The organism is Microbulbifer bruguierae, from assembly GCF_029869925.1.
GTDB lineage: Bacteria > Pseudomonadota > Gammaproteobacteria > Pseudomonadales > Cellvibrionaceae > Microbulbifer > Microbulbifer bruguierae.
The window spans coordinates 3,396,670-3,413,664 of record NZ_CP118605.1; the positions used below are offsets into that span (position 1 = coordinate 3,396,670).

General features: G+C 53.6%; 14 protein-coding genes. 2 read left to right on the top strand and 12 right to left on the bottom strand.

Annotated elements, in window-relative coordinates; all coding sequences use genetic code 11:
- Nucleotides 1-4 precede the first annotated feature (4 nt).
- The 8 genes from PVT68_RS14060 to PVT68_RS14095 form a co-directional block, all read right to left on the bottom strand.
- On the bottom strand, nt 5-1,276 hold the full coding sequence (locus PVT68_RS14060) for a DEAD/DEAH box helicase (RefSeq protein WP_280319068.1): 1,272 nt from the start codon (nt 1,274-1,276) through the stop codon (nt 5-7).
- 145 nt (nt 1,277-1,421) lie between these two features.
- Nucleotides 1,422-2,009 carry a DUF3237 family protein gene (locus PVT68_RS14065; protein WP_280319070.1) on the bottom strand — a complete coding sequence of 196 codons (588 nt, stop codon included), beginning with the start codon at nt 2,007-2,009 and terminating at the stop codon, nt 1,422-1,424.
- Nucleotides 2,010-2,020: 11 nt separating this feature from the next.
- Nucleotides 2,021-3,769, bottom strand: coding sequence for an amidohydrolase (locus tag PVT68_RS14070; protein WP_280319072.1), 1,749 nt, complete (start codon nt 3,767-3,769; stop codon nt 2,021-2,023).
- A gap of 122 nt (nt 3,770-3,891) precedes the next feature.
- Entirely contained in the window at nt 3,892-6,087 is a 2,196-nt protein-coding gene (locus PVT68_RS14075; protein ID WP_280319074.1) for a TonB-dependent receptor, read from the bottom strand.
- An 83-nt stretch (nt 6,088-6,170) separates the two neighbouring features.
- Complete coding sequence (locus tag PVT68_RS14080; RefSeq protein ID WP_280319076.1) at nt 6,171-7,424, bottom strand: serine hydrolase domain-containing protein; 1,254 nt, start codon at nt 7,422-7,424, stop codon at nt 6,171-6,173.
- A gap of 215 nt (nt 7,425-7,639) precedes the next feature.
- On the bottom strand, nt 7,640-8,773 hold the full coding sequence (locus PVT68_RS14085) for a helix-turn-helix transcriptional regulator (protein WP_280319077.1): 1,134 nt from the start codon (nt 8,771-8,773) through the stop codon (nt 7,640-7,642).
- Between the two features lie 247 nt (nt 8,774-9,020).
- Nucleotides 9,021-10,421 carry a MutS-related protein gene (locus PVT68_RS14090; RefSeq protein WP_280319079.1) on the bottom strand — a complete coding sequence of 467 codons (1,401 nt, stop codon included), beginning with the start codon at nt 10,419-10,421 and terminating at the stop codon, nt 9,021-9,023.
- Between the two features lie 215 nt (nt 10,422-10,636).
- On the bottom strand, nt 10,637-11,602 hold the full coding sequence (locus PVT68_RS14095; RefSeq protein WP_280319081.1) for a helix-turn-helix transcriptional regulator: 966 nt from the start codon (nt 11,600-11,602) through the stop codon (nt 10,637-10,639).
- A gap of 134 nt (nt 11,603-11,736) precedes the next feature.
- On the opposite strand from PVT68_RS14095, the gene PVT68_RS14100 reads away from it, so the two are divergent.
- Complete coding sequence (locus tag PVT68_RS14100) at nt 11,737-12,357, top strand: glutathione S-transferase family protein (protein WP_280319083.1); 621 nt, start codon at nt 11,737-11,739, stop codon at nt 12,355-12,357.
- 72 nt (nt 12,358-12,429) lie between these two features.
- On the opposite strand, the gene PVT68_RS14105 is transcribed toward PVT68_RS14100, so the two are convergent.
- A complete protein-coding gene (locus tag PVT68_RS14105; protein ID WP_280319085.1) occupies nt 12,430-12,846 on the bottom strand; it encodes a VOC family protein in 417 nt (138 codons plus the stop codon).
- 106 nt (nt 12,847-12,952) lie between these two features.
- Between PVT68_RS14105 and PVT68_RS14110 the strand changes: the two genes are divergently transcribed.
- Entirely contained in the window at nt 12,953-13,915 is a 963-nt protein-coding gene (locus tag PVT68_RS14110; RefSeq protein WP_280319087.1) for a hypothetical protein, read from the top strand.
- A gap of 165 nt (nt 13,916-14,080) precedes the next feature.
- Here the strand turns inward: PVT68_RS14110 and PVT68_RS14115 are convergent, their stop codons facing one another.
- The 3 genes from PVT68_RS14115 to PVT68_RS14125 all read right to left on the bottom strand — a co-directional run bounded on the left by PVT68_RS14115 (nt 14,081) and on the right by PVT68_RS14125 (nt 16,782).
- On the bottom strand, nt 14,081-14,413 hold the full coding sequence (locus PVT68_RS14115) for an excalibur calcium-binding domain-containing protein (RefSeq protein ID WP_280319089.1): 333 nt from the start codon (nt 14,411-14,413) through the stop codon (nt 14,081-14,083).
- Between the two features lie 96 nt (nt 14,414-14,509).
- On the bottom strand, nt 14,510-14,995 hold the full coding sequence (locus PVT68_RS14120) for a hypothetical protein (protein ID WP_280319091.1): 486 nt from the start codon (nt 14,993-14,995) through the stop codon (nt 14,510-14,512).
- 848 nt (nt 14,996-15,843) lie between these two features.
- Nucleotides 15,844-16,782 (bottom strand): esterase/lipase family protein, encoded by a 939-nt coding sequence (locus PVT68_RS14125; protein WP_280319092.1) that lies wholly within the window; start codon nt 16,780-16,782, stop codon nt 15,844-15,846.
- Nucleotides 16,783-16,995 lie beyond the last annotated feature (213 nt).

The window sequence follows — 16,995 nt, forward strand, 5'->3', positions numbered from 1 at the left end:
CTGCTTACTTCTTTATCGATCCCCACGGGGTTTTGGCCTCGGGCTTGGTACTGGCCGGTTGAGCAGCTTTCGTTGCCCGCCCGGCTTGTTTCGCCGGCTTGTTTTTCCTGGCAGAAAAATTCAGGTTTGAAGCCGGCAGGTCTTTGACGACCGGAAATTCCTCAATGATTACCCGGTCGATGATTTTGCCCAACCGGCGCTCCACGGCACACAGACGCTTGAAGTCGTCCCTGGAGACCAGCGATATCGCTTCGCCGGAAGAGCCGGCGCGCCCGGTGCGGCCGATACGGTGGATGTACTCGTCGACATCGTCGGGCAAATCGTAATTGACCACGCGCTCAAGCTCATCGATATCAATACCGCGGGCGGCAACGCCGGTGGCAATCAGTATATTGAGCTCACCGGATTTGAAATCGGCGAGGATCTTCGAACGCGATGCCTGACTCTTGCCGCCATGAATGGCTTCCGCTTTGATCCCGCGCTTTTCCAACTGGCTCACCAGCTTCGCCGCGCCGTGCTGGGTGCGAATAAAGATTAATGCCTGTTTCCAGTTGCGCTCCGTCACCAGATGGCTGAGAAGCGCCGATTTATTGTGCTTGTCGACGGCAATCAACCACTGGGAAATCTTCGGGGCGGTTTTCTTATTGCCCGCAATGGAAAATTCAACAGGGATTTCGACCACGATATCGGCCAGCGATCTTACCTGGCGTGACATCGTTGCGGAAAACAGCAGGCTCTGGCGTCGCCCTGGCAGGCGCGCAATGATTTTTTCGAGATCGTCAATAAACCCCATATCCAGCATTCTGTCGGCTTCATCCAGCACCAACACTTCCAGCTCATCAAAATGGAGTGCGCGCTGGCGTGCCAGATCGAGCAAGCGTCCCGGTGTGGCGACCACAATATCTACGCCTTCAATCAATTGCTGTTTTTGCGGCTCCAGGTCAACACCACCCACCATCGCCATGGAAGTCACCGCCAGATGCTTTCCATACTGCTGGACATTGTCTTCTACCTGCATCGCCAGTTCGCGGGTGGGCACCAGAATCAGCGCGCGAATACGCTTGGCACGTCGTTGGCGCTCACCACCCAGCGCTTGCAGTATCGGCAGTACAAAGGCCGCAGTTTTCCCGGTGCCTGTCTGTGCAGTCGCGATAATGTCCCGACCTTCCAGAATGGCGGGAATCGCCTTGCGCTGGATCTCGGTGGGAGTCGAATAGCCCTTGTCTTCAAGGGCTTGCAGGATCGGGGCGCTCAATCCTAGGGTGCGGAATGTCATCTGGGCTCTCTGTTCGGGCATTGGCCGAAAAATGATCGGCGACAGGTTTCAGCGCGGCATGGTAACAGTAAAGCCCAGAATAGGTGGCAGTCTTTGCACCGTTGGGGGATAGGAGGTCAGGTTCCCGTAACTCTCAAGTCTGCAGTTATCCGATCTGGTTCATCAGGTAACAACCGATCAGCACCGCATTGTCACTGACATCATCAATGGTGCCCACAAAGATATTTTGCGTGAGCCAGTTGTGCTTGCCCGCTGGGGTTTTGAATTTGGGGGTTGTCAGGCAGTAGTAATCCTCGGCCAGGAGCTTCGCGCCGGACTGCATCTTTTTCAGACCGACTTCCGTGGGACGCCAGATGCCGGCGTTGTCGATGATGATGGTGTCGCCGTCGTTGGTTTTCAGGCGATACAGGGCGTTGATCATGGTGACCCCATCATTGCGTTCGACCGACATATCGGCACCGCCGGGTATGACCTTGCCTTGCAAGCCGCGGCCACTGAAATGCCCGCCCACAATCGGGTAATTAATACGGTGGCCATCGGCACTCATACCCATATCTTCGGTCTCGCCGAGTTCGACATGGATTTGCAGTACCAGTTCTGCCTTCAGTGCCCGCTCCTCCGGTGTTTTGAACAGTTCCCGCGCCCGGCCTGCAACAGGCGCAGTCATACCCAGCGCGCCAACCGCTCCCGCCAATCCCAGTAACGTCGATCTTTTTTTAATATCGGTAGCCATACATTCACTCCTTAATCGTGTTGTGTTACCTGCTGGTCGTCGAAAACAAATTTTCCGCCCAACATGGTTTGGGAAATTCTTGCGCTATGAATCTGATAGCGGTCGCGGGAAAAAATATTGTCTTTGAGAATAACGAGGTCCGCGTTTTTGCCGACGGTAATGGAACCCAGCTCGGCGGCCTTTCTCAGCTGGCGGGCGCCGTTGATCGTATATCCCTCGATGAGCTGCGTCAGTGTCAGGCGTTCCGCTATTGGCTGCATAACCTTCGCATTCGCGCCGCCCGCTAAATCCTGCCGGTTGATGCCAATCTGCATACCGAGAAAAGGATTCGCACGTTCGAGTTCGTCCGGTACTACCACATCGCTGGAGAAGGTCACCTTGGCTCCGGACTCGATAAACGATCGGGCGCGCATCTTGTGGGTATTGCGCTCCCCAAGGCTGGACTCGGCACCCTGGTAAAGATCCCCGAACCAGTGTGGGGTAAAGTTGGCGATGACGCCGAGCTCCTTGAATCGGGGAATATCCGCATCGTCCACCAGTTCCAGATGGCAGAGTGTCAGTTGCGGATAATCCCAGCCGTTTTGTTTCGCAGCCTCGTAGGCATCCAGGGCCAGTCGCGTGGCCCTGTCACCCACCACGTGCATGTGCAGGTCCAGCTTTTCCCGGTGCAACTCGCCGATAAATTGGATCAGGCGCGTCTGTTCAATCAGGGTGCCACCCTGGTTACCCGGGTCGTCTTCGAAGTCGTCGAGCACGGCGGAGGTGCGGATTTCGTGTACCCCATCGAAATGGATTTTTACCGCATTGAACTGCAGGTGCGGTCCGGCGTAAGTCGCGCGCAGGCGTTTTATTTCTGCAATGGCGCTGTCAATCTGTTCCGGCAGGTGAACGTGGTAGGTGCCCTCATAGCGCAGGGGCAAGCGGCCTTCGCGATCCAGTTGTGCCAGCACCCCGTAGACCTTATCGTGCAAGCCGAGATTGCCGCCGTCGTACAGGCTGGTAACGCCCTTGCTGGACAGGTAGTTCAGAAAATTTTCCAGATTGGACTCGAACACCGCCGGATCGGCGGTTTCAAAAATTCGCTCCTGAATCGATGCAAAGGTGAATTCCTTGATCCAGCCGGTGGGTTCGTTGTTTGCTCCGCGCTGGTAGTAGGCGAGCCCGGGCGCCGGGTCTGGGGTATCGGCGGACACACCCATGAGCGCCAGTGCTTTGCTGTTTAACCACATGCTGTGTCCGGAGTCGTCCATCAGTGCGACGGGTCGATCACTCACCACCTGGTCGAGCATGGCCCTGTCTGGCCCCTCGATCCCGAAATCCGCGGTGCGCCAGTAGCCGGCAATAATAAACGGTATTTCTTGATGCTCTTCCGCATAGGATTCGAGCCATTGCAGGAGCGCTTCCGGTTCCGGATCGGGGGCAGCGACGAGATCCGTCGAGGCAAACAGGGCGAGGATGCCCGGGTGGGTGTGCGTGTCGATTAACCCGGGCAATACCAGGTTTTCTTCCAGAGCAATGACTTCCGTTTCAGGGCCGATCTGAGCGTAAACACCAGCCTCATCGCCCACGTAAGAGAACTTGCCATCCGTGACCGCGAGGGCGGTTGCGCGGGGCTGTGTTGAATCCATCGTATATATTTCACCGCCGAGCAGCACATGGTCAGCGCGCTGTGCGCATCCGGAAACCAATACCGCGAATATCGTGCTGGCAAAAAAATAGAGGGCCGGAAAACGGTGGCTGCGCATATGGTTGGTGCCCATAAATCCTCGGCAAAACTGGGTGCTTAAAATCGGGTGTTAAAAACTCGAGAGCCAAAAAAGACCTGCGCAATCAGTCTGCGCAGGTAAAGGGAGTAGCGACCGCGCAGCGGTCGCACGGTTGATCAGAAGGAAGCGCTCAGGCGCAATCCATACTGGCGCGGCGCACCGTAAAACTCGGTAATGCCGAATTGGCCGGATACATACTCTTCGTCGGTCAGGTTGCTGCCGTAGGCTTCCAGCTGCCACTGTTCGCTGACCAGGGCAAGGGAGGCATTGAGCAGGTCGCGGCTTTCCAGCACATCGGACTCGGGAGAGTAGGCGAGGTAGGTGTACTGTTTGCCCACATGGGAGTAATTGACTCGCGGTGTCAGGTAGAGTCCGCCGGACAAATCGAACTCGTAACTGATCGAGAGGTTATACGTCCACTCCGGCGCATAGAGCGCCTCGCCACCGGCGGTGGATTCCGTAAACGGCGTATAGTCGAAGCAGATGGGCGGCATTGATGGCACACCCGCGGGGCATTGCGGGCCCAGCGCACTGCCGGGCAGGGCGCGGGCATTGACAAAGGTCTGCCCGGGAAGATCCGAATCGGTGTAACCCAGGTTGCCGCTGAACATCCAGTTACCCAGGCGTGCCTGTACCTGCGCCTCGATCCCCTGAATGGTCATGTCCGCGATGTTTTCCGAACCTTCCACACCGGTAGAGGGTTCCAGTGCAGCGAACTGGAAATCACGATAGTCGTTGTAGAAGGCCGTCAGCTGTGTGCGTACACGATCTTCGAGGGCACTGAATTTCCACCCCAGCTCGTAGCTGGTGACATCTTCTGCGTCAAAGGTGGACGTGGTGGAATTGAAGCCGCCGGGTTTGTAACCGGTCGAGACCTGGGCGTAGAGCAGGCCGTGGTCCAGATAGTGATTCAAGGCCAGCTTGCCGGTAACACGATCATCCTCATAATTACCGGACAGGTCGCCCACCTGCAGGCCGCCCGGTGGGAAATCGGGGATGCCGCGTCCCACATAGATACCACCCCAGCCGGTGACCTCGTAGGTGGAGTGACGCAAGCCGGCCTGCACTTCCCAGGATGGCAGGAACTCATAGTTACCCTGGGCAAACAAGCCGGTCACGGTGCGTGCATTCCCGCCGGGAATATCGGTGGGGAAGCCGGCCTGGACATCGACAATCATGATGTCGATATCGGTTTCCTGATAGTAACCGCCCAGCACCCAGTCAAACTTGCCGTCTGTCGGCGAGATGATATTGATTTCCTGACTGCGCTGTTTTTCGTTGGCGAAATAGTCTTCCACAATATCGCCATTGGCCATCACCGGCGCCGAAGAGCCATCGAGGTCGGAGACATTGTTGATTTCCTTGTCCTGATAACCCGAGAGCGAACGCAGCACAATGCCGTTTGCCAGCGTGTAATCCAGTTTCAGGCTGTACATGTCGCCGCGATCTTCGTAGGACACGTCCTCGTCAAATGCCAGGGTAAAGGCATCTCCCGTGCGGAAATCGCCGTAGGTCGTTCCGGCGATTGGTGCTGCGGTATAGCCGCCGGTATCCCGTTTGTTGGTCTGTGCCTTGAACAGCAGTTCGAAATTTTCCGGGGCCCAGAGTACACCGAGGCGCCCGCTGTACTCTTGCAGTTTGCCGGCGTCGTTGTCGTAGGGGCCGGTATCCTTATAGAAACTGTCACGGTCCCTCTTGAAACCCGCAAGCCGGACGGCGAGGGTTTCGGAAACGGGCACATTGACCGCGCCTTCAAAACCGAGGTTATTGAAGTTGCCGACGGAGGTTTCCGCGTAACCGCCGATGGTCTCCAGGTCCGGTGATTTTGAATTGATAAAGATTGCACCACCGGTGGAATTGTTTCCCACGAAGGTTCCCTGCGGTCCGCGTAGTACTTCCACCGATTGGATGTCGTAAAAACTGCTGGACTGCACGATGGGTGGTTGGAACAGGCCGTCCACATAGGTGGCCACCCCGGCAGTAATATTCGGGGTGTTGGTCGCGATCCCGATACCGCGGATGTTCACGCTGAGGGTCGGCCCCGTATTGGTAATGGAGAGTGAAGGTGACGCTGTCTGCAAATCCTTGAGTGTGGCGACGCCCTGGTTTTTCAGCATGTCGCCACTCAGTGCCGTCGCCGACATCGGCAGATCTTCCAGGCTCTCTTCCCGGCGCTGGGCGGTCACCACAATTTCTTCGACAGCGGTAATGGATCGGGTTTTGGTTTCCGGCTCGGGTGTACTGGCCTGGGCGAGTACACAACTGCTGGCGGAACCCAATAGTGTGGCCAGTAATAGCTGGTGGTTTTTCACGGAATACTCCTTGGTCTCTTGCTTTATTATTTGCGATGGACGAGTACCGCTTCGCCCGCTTTACTCCCCGATGTTTGACCGGCTTATTCAGGCTGCCACTTGGACGCGGCCTCGAAGAAACTGAAGCTTTCCCGCATCGCAGCTTCGTCCTTGTCGTTCGGCGGGAAATAGCTGAGTTTGACGATCACCGTGTTGGTGGACGGGTCGACGAAAATAAACTGGCCCTGCAGGCCGATGGCGGAATAGGCGGGAGTTTTGGACACAGTCCACCACTGGTAGCCGTAATCGATCGGGCCTTCTTCCGGGCCGGCGGGCTTGGTCGATTCCTTGATCCAGTCGGCGGGAATGATCTGCTTACCGTTCAATTTGCCTTGATTCAGCATCATCAGCCCCACGCGGGCATAATCCCGCATTGCCGCATTGAACCCGGCGCCGCTGAACTCGCGCCCGATACCCGGCTCGCCATCCATAATGAAAAAGCCATCGAATTCAGCCCCCAGTGGTTCCCACAGGCGGCTGGCCATATAGGAAGCCAGGTTGCTGCCGCCGCTCACCCGCTCCAGCAGCAGGCCGAGTACCGCGGTATCGATGGTCTTGTACTGGAACACTTCCCCCGGCGCGTGTGCGCGTTTGATATCCCGCGCCACGTCCGCAAAGCGCACCACGTTTTTCACCAGTGCCTGGATATGATTGCGTGCGGCGATTCCCGGGCTGTCAAACTCATAGCTCTCCTCGTAATCCACACCGGACCGCATCTGCAGTACCTGACGGATGGAAACCCCCTGGTAAGCACCTTTTTTCAGCTCTGGCAGGTAGTCGGTGATGTCGTCGTCGAGGGAGCGGATGCGCCCTTCTTCCAGGGCGCAGCCCACCAGCAGCGAGGTCAGGGACTTGGTCATGGACCAGCCCATAAAGTGGGTATCCGGTTTGCTGTTATTGAGGTAGTTCTCGTAGACGATCTTGCCGTCCTTCATCACCAGCATGGCGTTGGTGTAGGTGCGATCGAGGAACTCGTCCGGGGTGTAAGTCTTGCCCTCAAAGCGGTAGCTGAAGTCGAGGGTGCGGTCCTCGCGGGGCAGTGCGAACGGGTTGCCGGAGCGGGCGACCTTACGGGTGGTGAACAGGGTATCCATGCTGCGGAAGGTCAGCACATTGATGTCGCCATCGTTCATGTGCCAGCGGGCATTCTGGATCGCCACCGACACGTCCGACTCGGGCCCAACCTGTGCCACCAAAGGCTCCAGGGTCACTTTGGCGTGTACCAATGTCGGCATCAGGCCGATGGATAGAATACCGGCAACATTGGCGAAAAATTGTCTGGTTGGTTTTTTTGTCATTGTCCATTACTCCTGGCAAAGCCCGGACAGCGTCTGCTGTCACAGTCATCATTTTCGAACCCTGTTCGATGCTATGGATGGGCGAGCGGAGTGTCATATCCAATATGAGATATGCGGGAGACAGAGAGAGCGGTTAGTCGAGGAGAGCGAGGTGGAATAGAGCAATTTGGAGGTGCGTGGCGCCAAAGGTCAGGCGCCACACACAGAGAGGAAAATCAGTTGAGGCTGTGCAGGGTCTTGGCAGAGATGGATGAACCGATAATGCGCACCAGCTCGGGCTGCCGGTGAACCCCCAGCTTGGAAAAGATACTCTTCAGCTGCACACGGACAGTACCCACCGCGACTCCCAGTTTCGCCGCATATTCGGTGACGGAGTCACCTTCACAGAGCGCGATCGCAAGCTTCGCCTCGGCGGGCGTGAGGCCGAACAGCTGCACAATGTCCACCGCCTGCAGGTTCAGTTTGACCTCGCTCTCGGACAGGTACAGTGCGACATAGGGCGCAGCCGCAGAATCTGCCGCAGGCATGGGTAGCGCCAGTAACTGCAACGGCGCATCCCAGGCCGCGCCAATGGAACCCACAAACCGGGAGCCGCGCTCGCGGCCCGCGCGATCGATCAGTTCGGCAAACAGGCGCTGGTCACCGTTGGCCGCGCAGCGCAGTTTCTTCCCAGAAAGAGACAGATGGCGAGAGCGCTGGATAATCTGGCGCGCGCAGTGGTTGCTCCAGTGCAGGCCACCCTGGCGATCGAGCACTACAACCCCGGTATTGAATTGGTCCAGGGATTGGGAAAGAAATTCTGTGCGTGCTTCCAGCCGGCCGATTTTTTCTGCGAGAGAGACCGTCTGCTTCAGGTGGGGCGTGAGCAGGTGCAGGAAACGCTCCTGATCCTCGCTGAACTCGCGGGTGTCGTCGTAGCGCCGGTGCAAAATCATGCACAGGTTGCGGTCCTCCCCCAGCTGCACGCCCAGAATCGCCGGGCGCCCGAGGCCGAGCATCTGCATCCGTTCGCGCAGTGCCTTGAAACTGGGAACCTGCGCAGTGGAGCGGCACTCATTGCGAATAACGATACTTTCTGCCATCGGCATCCTTGCATGGCTGAGATCGAGGCGCGGATTGTCTGCATTGTTTACTAAGCAGTCATGGGCTTCTGCATGTTCGGTGGACGTGGAATCCCGCACAACCCACTGCTGGTTAAGGCGGTTGCCATCGCGCTTGAGCATCTGCACCACCACACTGCCCAGCTGCATTTCGTTCTTGATCAGATCCAGCGCCTGGCACCAGTTGCCCGGCTGTTCCGCAGACTTGTAGAAGGTGGGCAGCATTTGTTGCAGGAATTCAGGGTGCATAGGTAACTCGCAAATCTGGTGGACCACGAACGGGGAGGTTCTCGGGGCCGTATCTCGGGGCTGTGATCCGGGGCCGCATATTGTATCGATGCCAAGGGTGGCCGGCGTGACGACTAGCAAATGATGCAAAGGATGCGCCAACCCGCTGTGCAGCGTTGTCGCTATCTATTCAGCAGCGCCACTATTTTCTATGGTGGGTCAGTTTCAACGCTGATTCAGGTTCAATGGTGAACCAGCGCAGGATGTTCTACGGTATGCCATCTTCAGCAGGCGAAAATTCTATTTCAGGCGCGGTAGCCTGATCCAGAAGTTCGAAGATTCCCTCTTCCCGCAGTACCCGCATCCCCAGCCTCTGATCGGAAATTCCCGGGCGCAACTTGTAATCGAAGTGCAGTCGCTCACCGCTCTCCACGGCCTCGAAGTAGCGGCAATTTACCTGATTGTGCAGTCGATGCAGGTGGTCACTGAGTTCGATCTGGTGGGAAGAAAACATAAACAGGCAATTTTCCCGGGTGGAGAAACGTTCCAGTATGGCGAGCGAGGCCTCAAATGCATCTTTTACATTGGTGCCTTTGAACGGCTCATCCATCAGAGTAAGCACCCGATCTCCCCGCGCAACGGCCTCTGCCACCGCCTTCACCCGCAGCGCTTCCGCGCGGAAGTAGCTCACTCCGCGGCACAGGTCATCGGTCAGGGATATGGAACTGAACAGGCACTGCACTGGCACAAACTGGAAAGACTGTGCTGGCACGCCCATACCCAGGTGAGCGAGATACAGCGCAGTGGCAAAGGCGCGCAGGTAAGTGGTCTTGCCGGCCATATTGGGGCCGGTGAGAAACAGAATACGGTGTTGCTGGTTGAGTGAAACAGGATTGGCAACGGGATGTGCAAGATAGGGATGGTAAAGCCCTTCGGCCGTGACGTGCAGCGGGCCGTAGCAAATCTCTGGCATAACGAACCCGTGTTCGGCATTGGCATCAGCCATCGACACCAGTGCCTCCATCTCATAATTCAGTGCCAACAACCGGTTGAGCGTGTCTTTTTCCTTGACGCGCAGTGCCTGGTCGAGCTTGAGCATTTTCCAGGTGCCCCAGCCCGCCACATCAAAATCCGGCACCATGCGCAAGTTGGGGCGAGACAGCAGCGCGCGCAATTGCTGCAGTAGCGGACCCAGTTCACCCGGGGCTGATTTCAGCGCGGGCAGCGCGACGAAACTACGCAGTGCCCGGATCATACGACAGGCTGCCTGGGCACCCTTCACAATACTGAAATAGTGGCTGTCCTGATTTGCCCAGACCTGAAACGCACCCAGCGCAAATTCCAGGCGATTACGGAAATCCAGGCTGGGTAGAATTTCCTCCAGATAATCCTGCGTGCCTTCGACCGCATACACCGACGGCATTTGTTTGAAAAGTGCCCGTGACTCCGTAATAAAGCGGACCGCCGCCTGTGTTGCCGCAATACGCTCCGCGCACGCCCAGGGGGTCTGCATACGCCGTCGCAGCAGCGCCGCACCGCCAACGGAGCGCGTCCGATTGCAGAAATCGAACAGACTTGCGCCGCCGTTATCGGACGTAAAAATTTCAAGGTCTTTGAATGTGTGGGAATCGATATCGAGAAGGTCAGGCCTGGCGCTGCTATTCGACATGGGCGGGGTTCCGGTGTGCAAAGAGAACCCGTAGAGCAAGCGTATTATCCAAAGGTTCAACCTGGTATTTATTGTTGTTCGCGTCTGTCATTTAAGCAGAAGCCAGCGTGAATGCAATCCGCGACTGTCAGGGAGAACCAGGATTTTACCGACGTCTTTTCATCGGGTACGGGAAAACACATTGCGCAGACCGCGCGTTGCATGATTCCTGCCGATCACGCCACCGTTATTGCCAGTAGCTTCTCCGCATGCCGACGCAATTCGCGTTTGAGATCCGGCGGATTAAGAATCTCGAAGGTAATGGGCAATTGCACCAGTTGCGAAGCGAACCAGTTCAGGCAGCCGGTGTGCGCTCGCCACAACACCGCATCACCCCTGGGGGTCAGCAGTCCTACTTCGTCGCCGAGCATGGCACTGGCGCTGGCAAGGTCTGTGTGCAGCAGCAACTCCGCTTCAATGCCCGACTCCATACTGGAAAAGCTTTGGGTGAGGTAGGCGGCGGCATCAAAATTCTGTGGCCGTTGAAAGGGAATTTCCAGCCGGTGTAACCGCTGCATGCGGTCGAGACGAAATGTGCGGAGTTCCTCGCGCAGGTGGCAGTGGCCCACTGCGTACCAGCGGCCGTAGCGGAACACCAGGCCATAGGGGTCGAACTCACGCTGCGTGGCTCGCTCGTTACCATTATTGCTGCCGCTACCTCCGGCATAGTCGAATGCTGTGCGGCAGCGGTTTTGGGTTGCGGCCGCCAGGGTTGCCAGGGTGACACTGTCCGCTGCCGCGTTCGGCACCAGCTCCAGAGTAACGCTGTCATCCAGTGCGCGCAGTTGCTGCTTCAGCTTCTGCGGCATCACCCGCTCAAGCTTGGCCTGGGCACTGGCGACCGCAGTGGAAACTTCTCCTACACTGAGGCTGCGCGCCGCCAGCAGGCCGAGGGAAATGGCCAGGGTCTCGTCATTGGTGAACATCATCGGCGGCAGCTTGTAGCCGGACACCAGCTGATAACCGCCATGCCGCCCGCGCTCCGCCGTCAGTGGAATACCGATTTCCTCAAGGGTCGCGATATAGCGGCGCAATGTGCGGCCATCCACCCCGAGCATCTGTGCCAGCTCGCTGCCACTGGCATTGCCGTGGATCTGCAACAGTTCCAGCAGCGCCAGCACGCGTGTCGTCGGATTCGGCATAACCTGCATCCTGCGTAATTTATTAGGACGGAATATAGCCTAATTGGCCGTTACAGTGCTGGCGTTCCGATCACACACCCACTCAATGAAGAGTTCCGACCAATGATGAGTAATGAAAGCAACGGAGAGCGGCTATGAATGACGAAGTAATCCTGTATACCAACCCCCAATCCCGCGGTCGTATCGCACGCTGGATGCTGGAGGAAGCCGGTGCGCCCTGCCGCACCGAAGTACTCGAATACGGCGGCAGTATGAAAGCCCCTGCCTACCTGCAGATCAATCCCATGGGCAAAGTGCCGGCGATCGTGCATCACGGCGAAGTCGTCACCGAATGCGCCGCCATCTGCGCCTACCTGGCAGATGCCTTTCCGCAAGCGGGGCTGGCACCACTGGCGGAAGAGTGCGCCAGTTATTACCGCTGGCTGTTCTTCGCCGCCGGACCTTTAGAGGCGGCGATCATCGATTCCAAGACCTTCGGTATAGAACCGGATGCGAAGAAGCAGACGATGGTGGGCTACGGCAGCTACGGGGCTGTGCTCGATAATCTTTCGAGCTGGTTTAAAAGCCACAGCTACGTAACCGGCGAGCGCTTTACCGCTGCCGATGTGTATGTGGGATCACAGATCAACTGGGGTGTGCAGTTTGGCACCATTGAAAAACGCGCAGAGTTCATCGACTACGCGCAGCGGGTCACCGACCGTGACGCCTACCGTCGCGCCAACGAAAAAGACGACGCGCTGATGGAGAAAGCCTGACAGAAGTGGTCTGCTATTTATAATTTTTTAAAGGCGGCCCCGAGCGGCCGCCCACTTACTCCTCACTATCCGCTATCCGTCCGCTTGCTCTATTGCCGCGGGATCCATCCACATAATCTCCCAGATATGCCCATCCAGGTCGCGAAACGAGCGGCCGTACATAAAACCGTAATCCTCCGGCTCACGAAAATCAGAGCCTCCCGCAGCGACCGCCTTGTCCAGCAGCGCATCCACCTCCGCGCGGCTCTCCGCAGACAGGCACACCAGCACCTCGGTGCTGGTGCGGGTATCGCAGATCGCAAGACCGGGGGTGAAGCTCAGAAACTTTTCATGGGTGAGTAACATGGCAAAGTTACTCTCGCCAATGATCATGCAGGTGGCAGTTTCATCGGTGAACCTGGGGTTGAACTCAAAGCCGAGTTCAGAGAAAAACTCGACGGATTTCCCAAGATCGGTCACTGGCAGGTTTACGAACATCATTCTGGACATGGCATTTCCTCCGTTCCAGCCAACGAATAATCGCGTTGGTATAAGGTAGTCGTATCACAGGGGGCGAATTCGACAGTGGGTACAAAATTAGCAGGGACAAGCTTTTATGAAAATTATCCGGTACAAAAAACAGCTATTGGCGCTTATTCCGTTTTGTGCGATTACGGCATTTTTTATCTTGTCGGAAGACGAAAACAAGAAAACGGTCTTACCACTGGAAAACACGGAAAGCGCGGAAAAATTCCCCGATAACGAAGTTTCAGAGCCTTTAGGGAAACCTGCGGATTTACCCGGTTTGGATCAACCAATTGAGAAGGGGGTTATTGAAACCGTATTCGGAACAACCGATCTCTCTGATGAGGACGACTGGTGTAATCACCTGCAGCTAGACGAATATTCAGCAATGGAAACATCAAGACATATTAAGGAGTTCTTTTCAAACTATGGATACGAGAGAAAGGCGTTTTTAACCCATGTTGGATATGATCTGGATACGCTCATCTCGCTAACCAGGTCAGGTGACACTGTCGCGGCACTGACAATCGTTGCCGGAGAACATGAAAAGTCCGTAAAAAATTGGGCTGCGACTGAAGCATTGGCCCAGGGTGTTACGGGGATTGCTTTAACGCAGTTAAAAGCGAGTAAGCTTGTTCGAATAAAACCGGCACAGCTGGAAGGTGATGTAGAGAAGGCAAAAGGCTATCTCCTGGATGTGTTGACGCTGGATTTGTACGCAATACAGCTGGGCGACCTAGTTCCTTATTCGATAACGCAAGACTACCTTTCAAATAATTCCATCTCGATTCCATTGGAAGAAGGGGATTACGCCCAGATAAAAAACAGATCATCGGAGATGAAAGATAGACTTCTACAGTCTGGGAATACGCCAGGCTTATCTGGTTTTCAGCCAGATATCCCAAAGGTCAAAGTACGCCTTGATCAATTAAAAATTGCCGGCATGAAGGTAGACGAAAAATTTGACGAAAAACTTTTGGGCGACATGGATTATTTCAGCGGAGATTGTGTAGATAAAAGCATAAAGTACATTCAAACTCTACAAAACAAATAGTGGTTACAGGCAGTGCTACTGCCAGATACTCTCGTCCAATAACGTTTGCGTTAACTTCTCGACTTTCTCAAACCGCGGCGCTTTTGCGGCGTTGGTCAGCAATGCAATCTCACGCCGACAAGCCCACACCGTAGCATACCCCTGCGATTGCTAGATTTGACGGACTCAGAATCTGGAGTCGTTCTCACAGGGAATGCCATCATGATCTCCATCCATTTTTGTGTTTGGGCAGTTTTCTATAAAGAAATCAGCCTCTTCCCTTGAGTTCATTTGGCTACAATGCTGCCGACCATCACATTTAAACTTTTGATGCGAGACCTGGCTTGATTCCGCGGGTTTTTTTGCTGGAGAGAGCTTGATAATGTCCAGGCCATCCGTGGAGCGACCGACCTTTTCTACATCGTAGTCTCCCCACCGGTTACCATTTACCGAGAATTGATCTTGGTATAATTTCCATCCTGCGAATACCAACAGGCCAAGAATTACGATTTTTTTCATTATTGATGCCTGAAACTCTAATCCAGCGGGCAACGGCGAGCGCAGCATCCCGGCAGCCTGTGGCTGCGTACCGCTGCGCCCAGTAAAGTTAACTGCTCAAAAATCGAAAGGGCATTCTTCTTCTTTGCCCTGTGCCCATGCTAAAAGCAATTCTCCAGTGCTGTCATTGCCGATGGCATGATATTCAGTCACTTCTGTTTTAGTTGAGGATATTGGTCGTACCTGAACGACGGCGTTAATCATGCCATTTTCTGGTTGGCCAATACTTATGGTTTTTTCCTTGGCCAGAAGAGCGAACTGTTTTAACCCGTTTTCTTTATTTTCGAGAGACACCTTCCAGTCTCTGCCGCTAACCATGGTGTTTTGTTGCCAGGTAACGGAAGTGCCATCGTAACAGGCGTATAGCGGCGTTCCCAATTCAGTTAACACCTTTTCTATTGGGCTATTGATGGTGACGGTGTTTATGCGCCCTAAACTGGATGTTTTAATGCGTTCAACATATTCATCTGGGGTTTTAGGGTTTGACAATATAGCGCAGGATTGGAGTGAAAGTAGCGTGATTATAAAAATTACTTTTTTCACGGATTGAACTCTCTTGGTTGTTGTAACTATTTATTCGTCTGCTTCAGGTCCAGGTATTCAAATTAGACCTGAAACTTGATGCCCTTAGGTAGGCACCTTTCGAGATATGGTCCTTCATAAGGTGATTAATACTCAGTGCCTGGGATAGCTTGGCTACGCTGGCTGAATGTGCGGGTGGCGGCTCTCATTCTTTACCTGTTTATTCTTTTCGGATAGATAAACGTAGTGTTATAGCGACTGAAACACTGGTTGAGTTGTAACAAGGTGCCCTTCTCAAGGGTGGCGCCATTTATAACATTCCGTTTTGGGGCTGGCGAGGTTGTATAAGTGACAGCAATCACAGAGTAGGTGCTTACATACGTTTGGGCGTAGGTAGCTAGCGATCTTGTACTTGAAGGAGATATCGAATTTTTTGAGGAAGCTTTTCGGATCCCGAACGCTTTCTGGGCCTTGTTCTTATCCCCAAATGTCCCGACATCAAGAATGCGCAAATAGAAAAAAAGTTCTCGAATCGAATAAAGTCGATTGAGGGCGACGTAACGGAAAGCCGACCGCTGAACGTAAGGCAATCATTGAAATCTTGTGGAGCTATTATTCGAGCCATGGCTGGAAGCTGGTAATAGGGTCAGATTCAATGATTTTGAGGGATTGAACAAGGAGATTGGTTCCAGCACAGAAGCGCCTATTGGAAAACTATTTTTGTTGTCCTTAAAGTAGGAAAAGCAAAGTAGTTCCAGAACCGATTTCCGAAGTTCGCGCCTCTTTTGCTCATTTTTATGAATATTTGAACTTCGAAAATTAGGACGTACTTCCCAAATTGAAATTTGTGGAGCTTTAAATACCTCGCTTTATAGAATTCCCGCCATATGCTCGCTATGCTGCCATGTCTGAGGCTCATGAAGTTCTGAATGACTTGGTTTCTTTTTATTTCCATTATTGTCTGCGTAGCAATTTACTAGCTTATTGCTGTCAGCCATAGTGCGGCCATCACCTCTAGGGCTTAATTGGGCTCCTATTTTTTGCACAAAATCGCCTTTAGAAAAAACACAATATAGTTGCTGAATATTTTTCATCAACGGTACATATTCATATCTAACTGGTGTTCCCAGTAAGATTAGTTTCCGAATTTTCAAGCCTATTCTTGTTGCTTCAATGGCAACATTTCCGCCATGACTGTGCGCAATTATATCTACGTCTTGAATGCCGCTTAGCCAATTTACAAGATCGTTAGCTGCGGCTTTTCTTTTTGTATGTCGATTATCACCACTCCACTTAAAGGGAGTCTGTCCTTGGTAAAGATCTGGAACTAGAGTGTTTACATAATTCCAAAATGTTCCACCTTTTTGCCACCATGTTTTTGATGACGCCCATGTTCCGTGAACTATTATGGTGAGAGATTTTGGTTGTGTTTGGATTGATACTGGGGATAAATTTTTTCTTGATGATATAGATTTTACGGTATGATGTATGTCATCTATTCCGACTGCACCAAGTATCGAAGAAAAATTATGTTTGTTTTTGTTGTCAAATCCTGAGATGACTTCAGATACATTTTCAATGGCAATTCTATTTTCTATTCTTTCTCCTATTTCGCGTAAATAAGACTCTTTAAATTCAACTGATATGTTGTCTGCATCAAGAATGTGATCCAATAAATGCATTGAAGCTAGCCTTAGGTCTCCTTCATCCTCGGCCAATGCCTGCGAAATCATATCTAGGTCGATCCATGCAGTTTTCTTATTGAAATGGAGAATTTGGTTAAAAATTTTTTCAGAAAAGTTAGTCATTTTGGCCTCTATTTTAATCACTCTCTGGTGTGATTTTTGAGTGGAGTGAGGTGTGAAAAATGCTTAAACCGAATTTAAATTTAGTTACTTCCTGTTTGATTTTAAACTTTGATTGTTTTTCAAATAAAGAGATGCCTGAGAAGTTGTCTGGAAAAGTCTGCAACGGCAAGTATTAACGATAGCGAACTTGATAAGAAATACCAGCTAAGATTA

Bases quoted from the DNA above. Each gene is read 5' to 3' on its own strand.
- PVT68_RS14125 (WP_280319092.1), bottom strand. From the start codon at position 16,782: ATGACTAACTTTTCTGAAAAAATTTTTAACCAAATTCTCCATTTCAAT.
- PVT68_RS14100 (WP_280319083.1), top strand. From the start codon at position 11,737: ATGAATGACGAAGTAATCCTGTATACCAACCCCCAATCCCGCGGTCGT.
- PVT68_RS14080 (WP_280319076.1), bottom strand. From the start codon at position 7,424: ATGACAAAAAAACCAACCAGACAATTTTTCGCCAATGTTGCCGGTATT.
- PVT68_RS14060 (WP_280319068.1), bottom strand. From the start codon at position 1,276: ATGACATTCCGCACCCTAGGATTGAGCGCCCCGATCCTGCAAGCCCTT.
- PVT68_RS14065 (WP_280319070.1), bottom strand. From the start codon at position 2,009: ATGGCTACCGATATTAAAAAAAGATCGACGTTACTGGGATTGGCGGGA.
- PVT68_RS14070 (WP_280319072.1), bottom strand. From the start codon at position 3,769: ATGGGCACCAACCATATGCGCAGCCACCGTTTTCCGGCCCTCTATTTT.
- PVT68_RS14105 (WP_280319085.1), bottom strand. From the start codon at position 12,846: ATGTCCAGAATGATGTTCGTAAACCTGCCAGTGACCGATCTTGGGAAA.
- PVT68_RS14110 (WP_280319087.1), top strand. From the start codon at position 12,953: ATGAAAATTATCCGGTACAAAAAACAGCTATTGGCGCTTATTCCGTTT.
- PVT68_RS14095 (WP_280319081.1), bottom strand. From the start codon at position 11,602: ATGCCGAATCCGACGACACGCGTGCTGGCGCTGCTGGAACTGTTGCAG.
- PVT68_RS14115 (WP_280319089.1), bottom strand. From the start codon at position 14,413: ATGAAAAAAATCGTAATTCTTGGCCTGTTGGTATTCGCAGGATGGAAA.
- PVT68_RS14090 (WP_280319079.1), bottom strand. From the start codon at position 10,421: ATGTCGAATAGCAGCGCCAGGCCTGACCTTCTCGATATCGATTCCCAC.
- PVT68_RS14085 (WP_280319077.1), bottom strand. From the start codon at position 8,773: ATGCACCCTGAATTCCTGCAACAAATGCTGCCCACCTTCTACAAGTCT.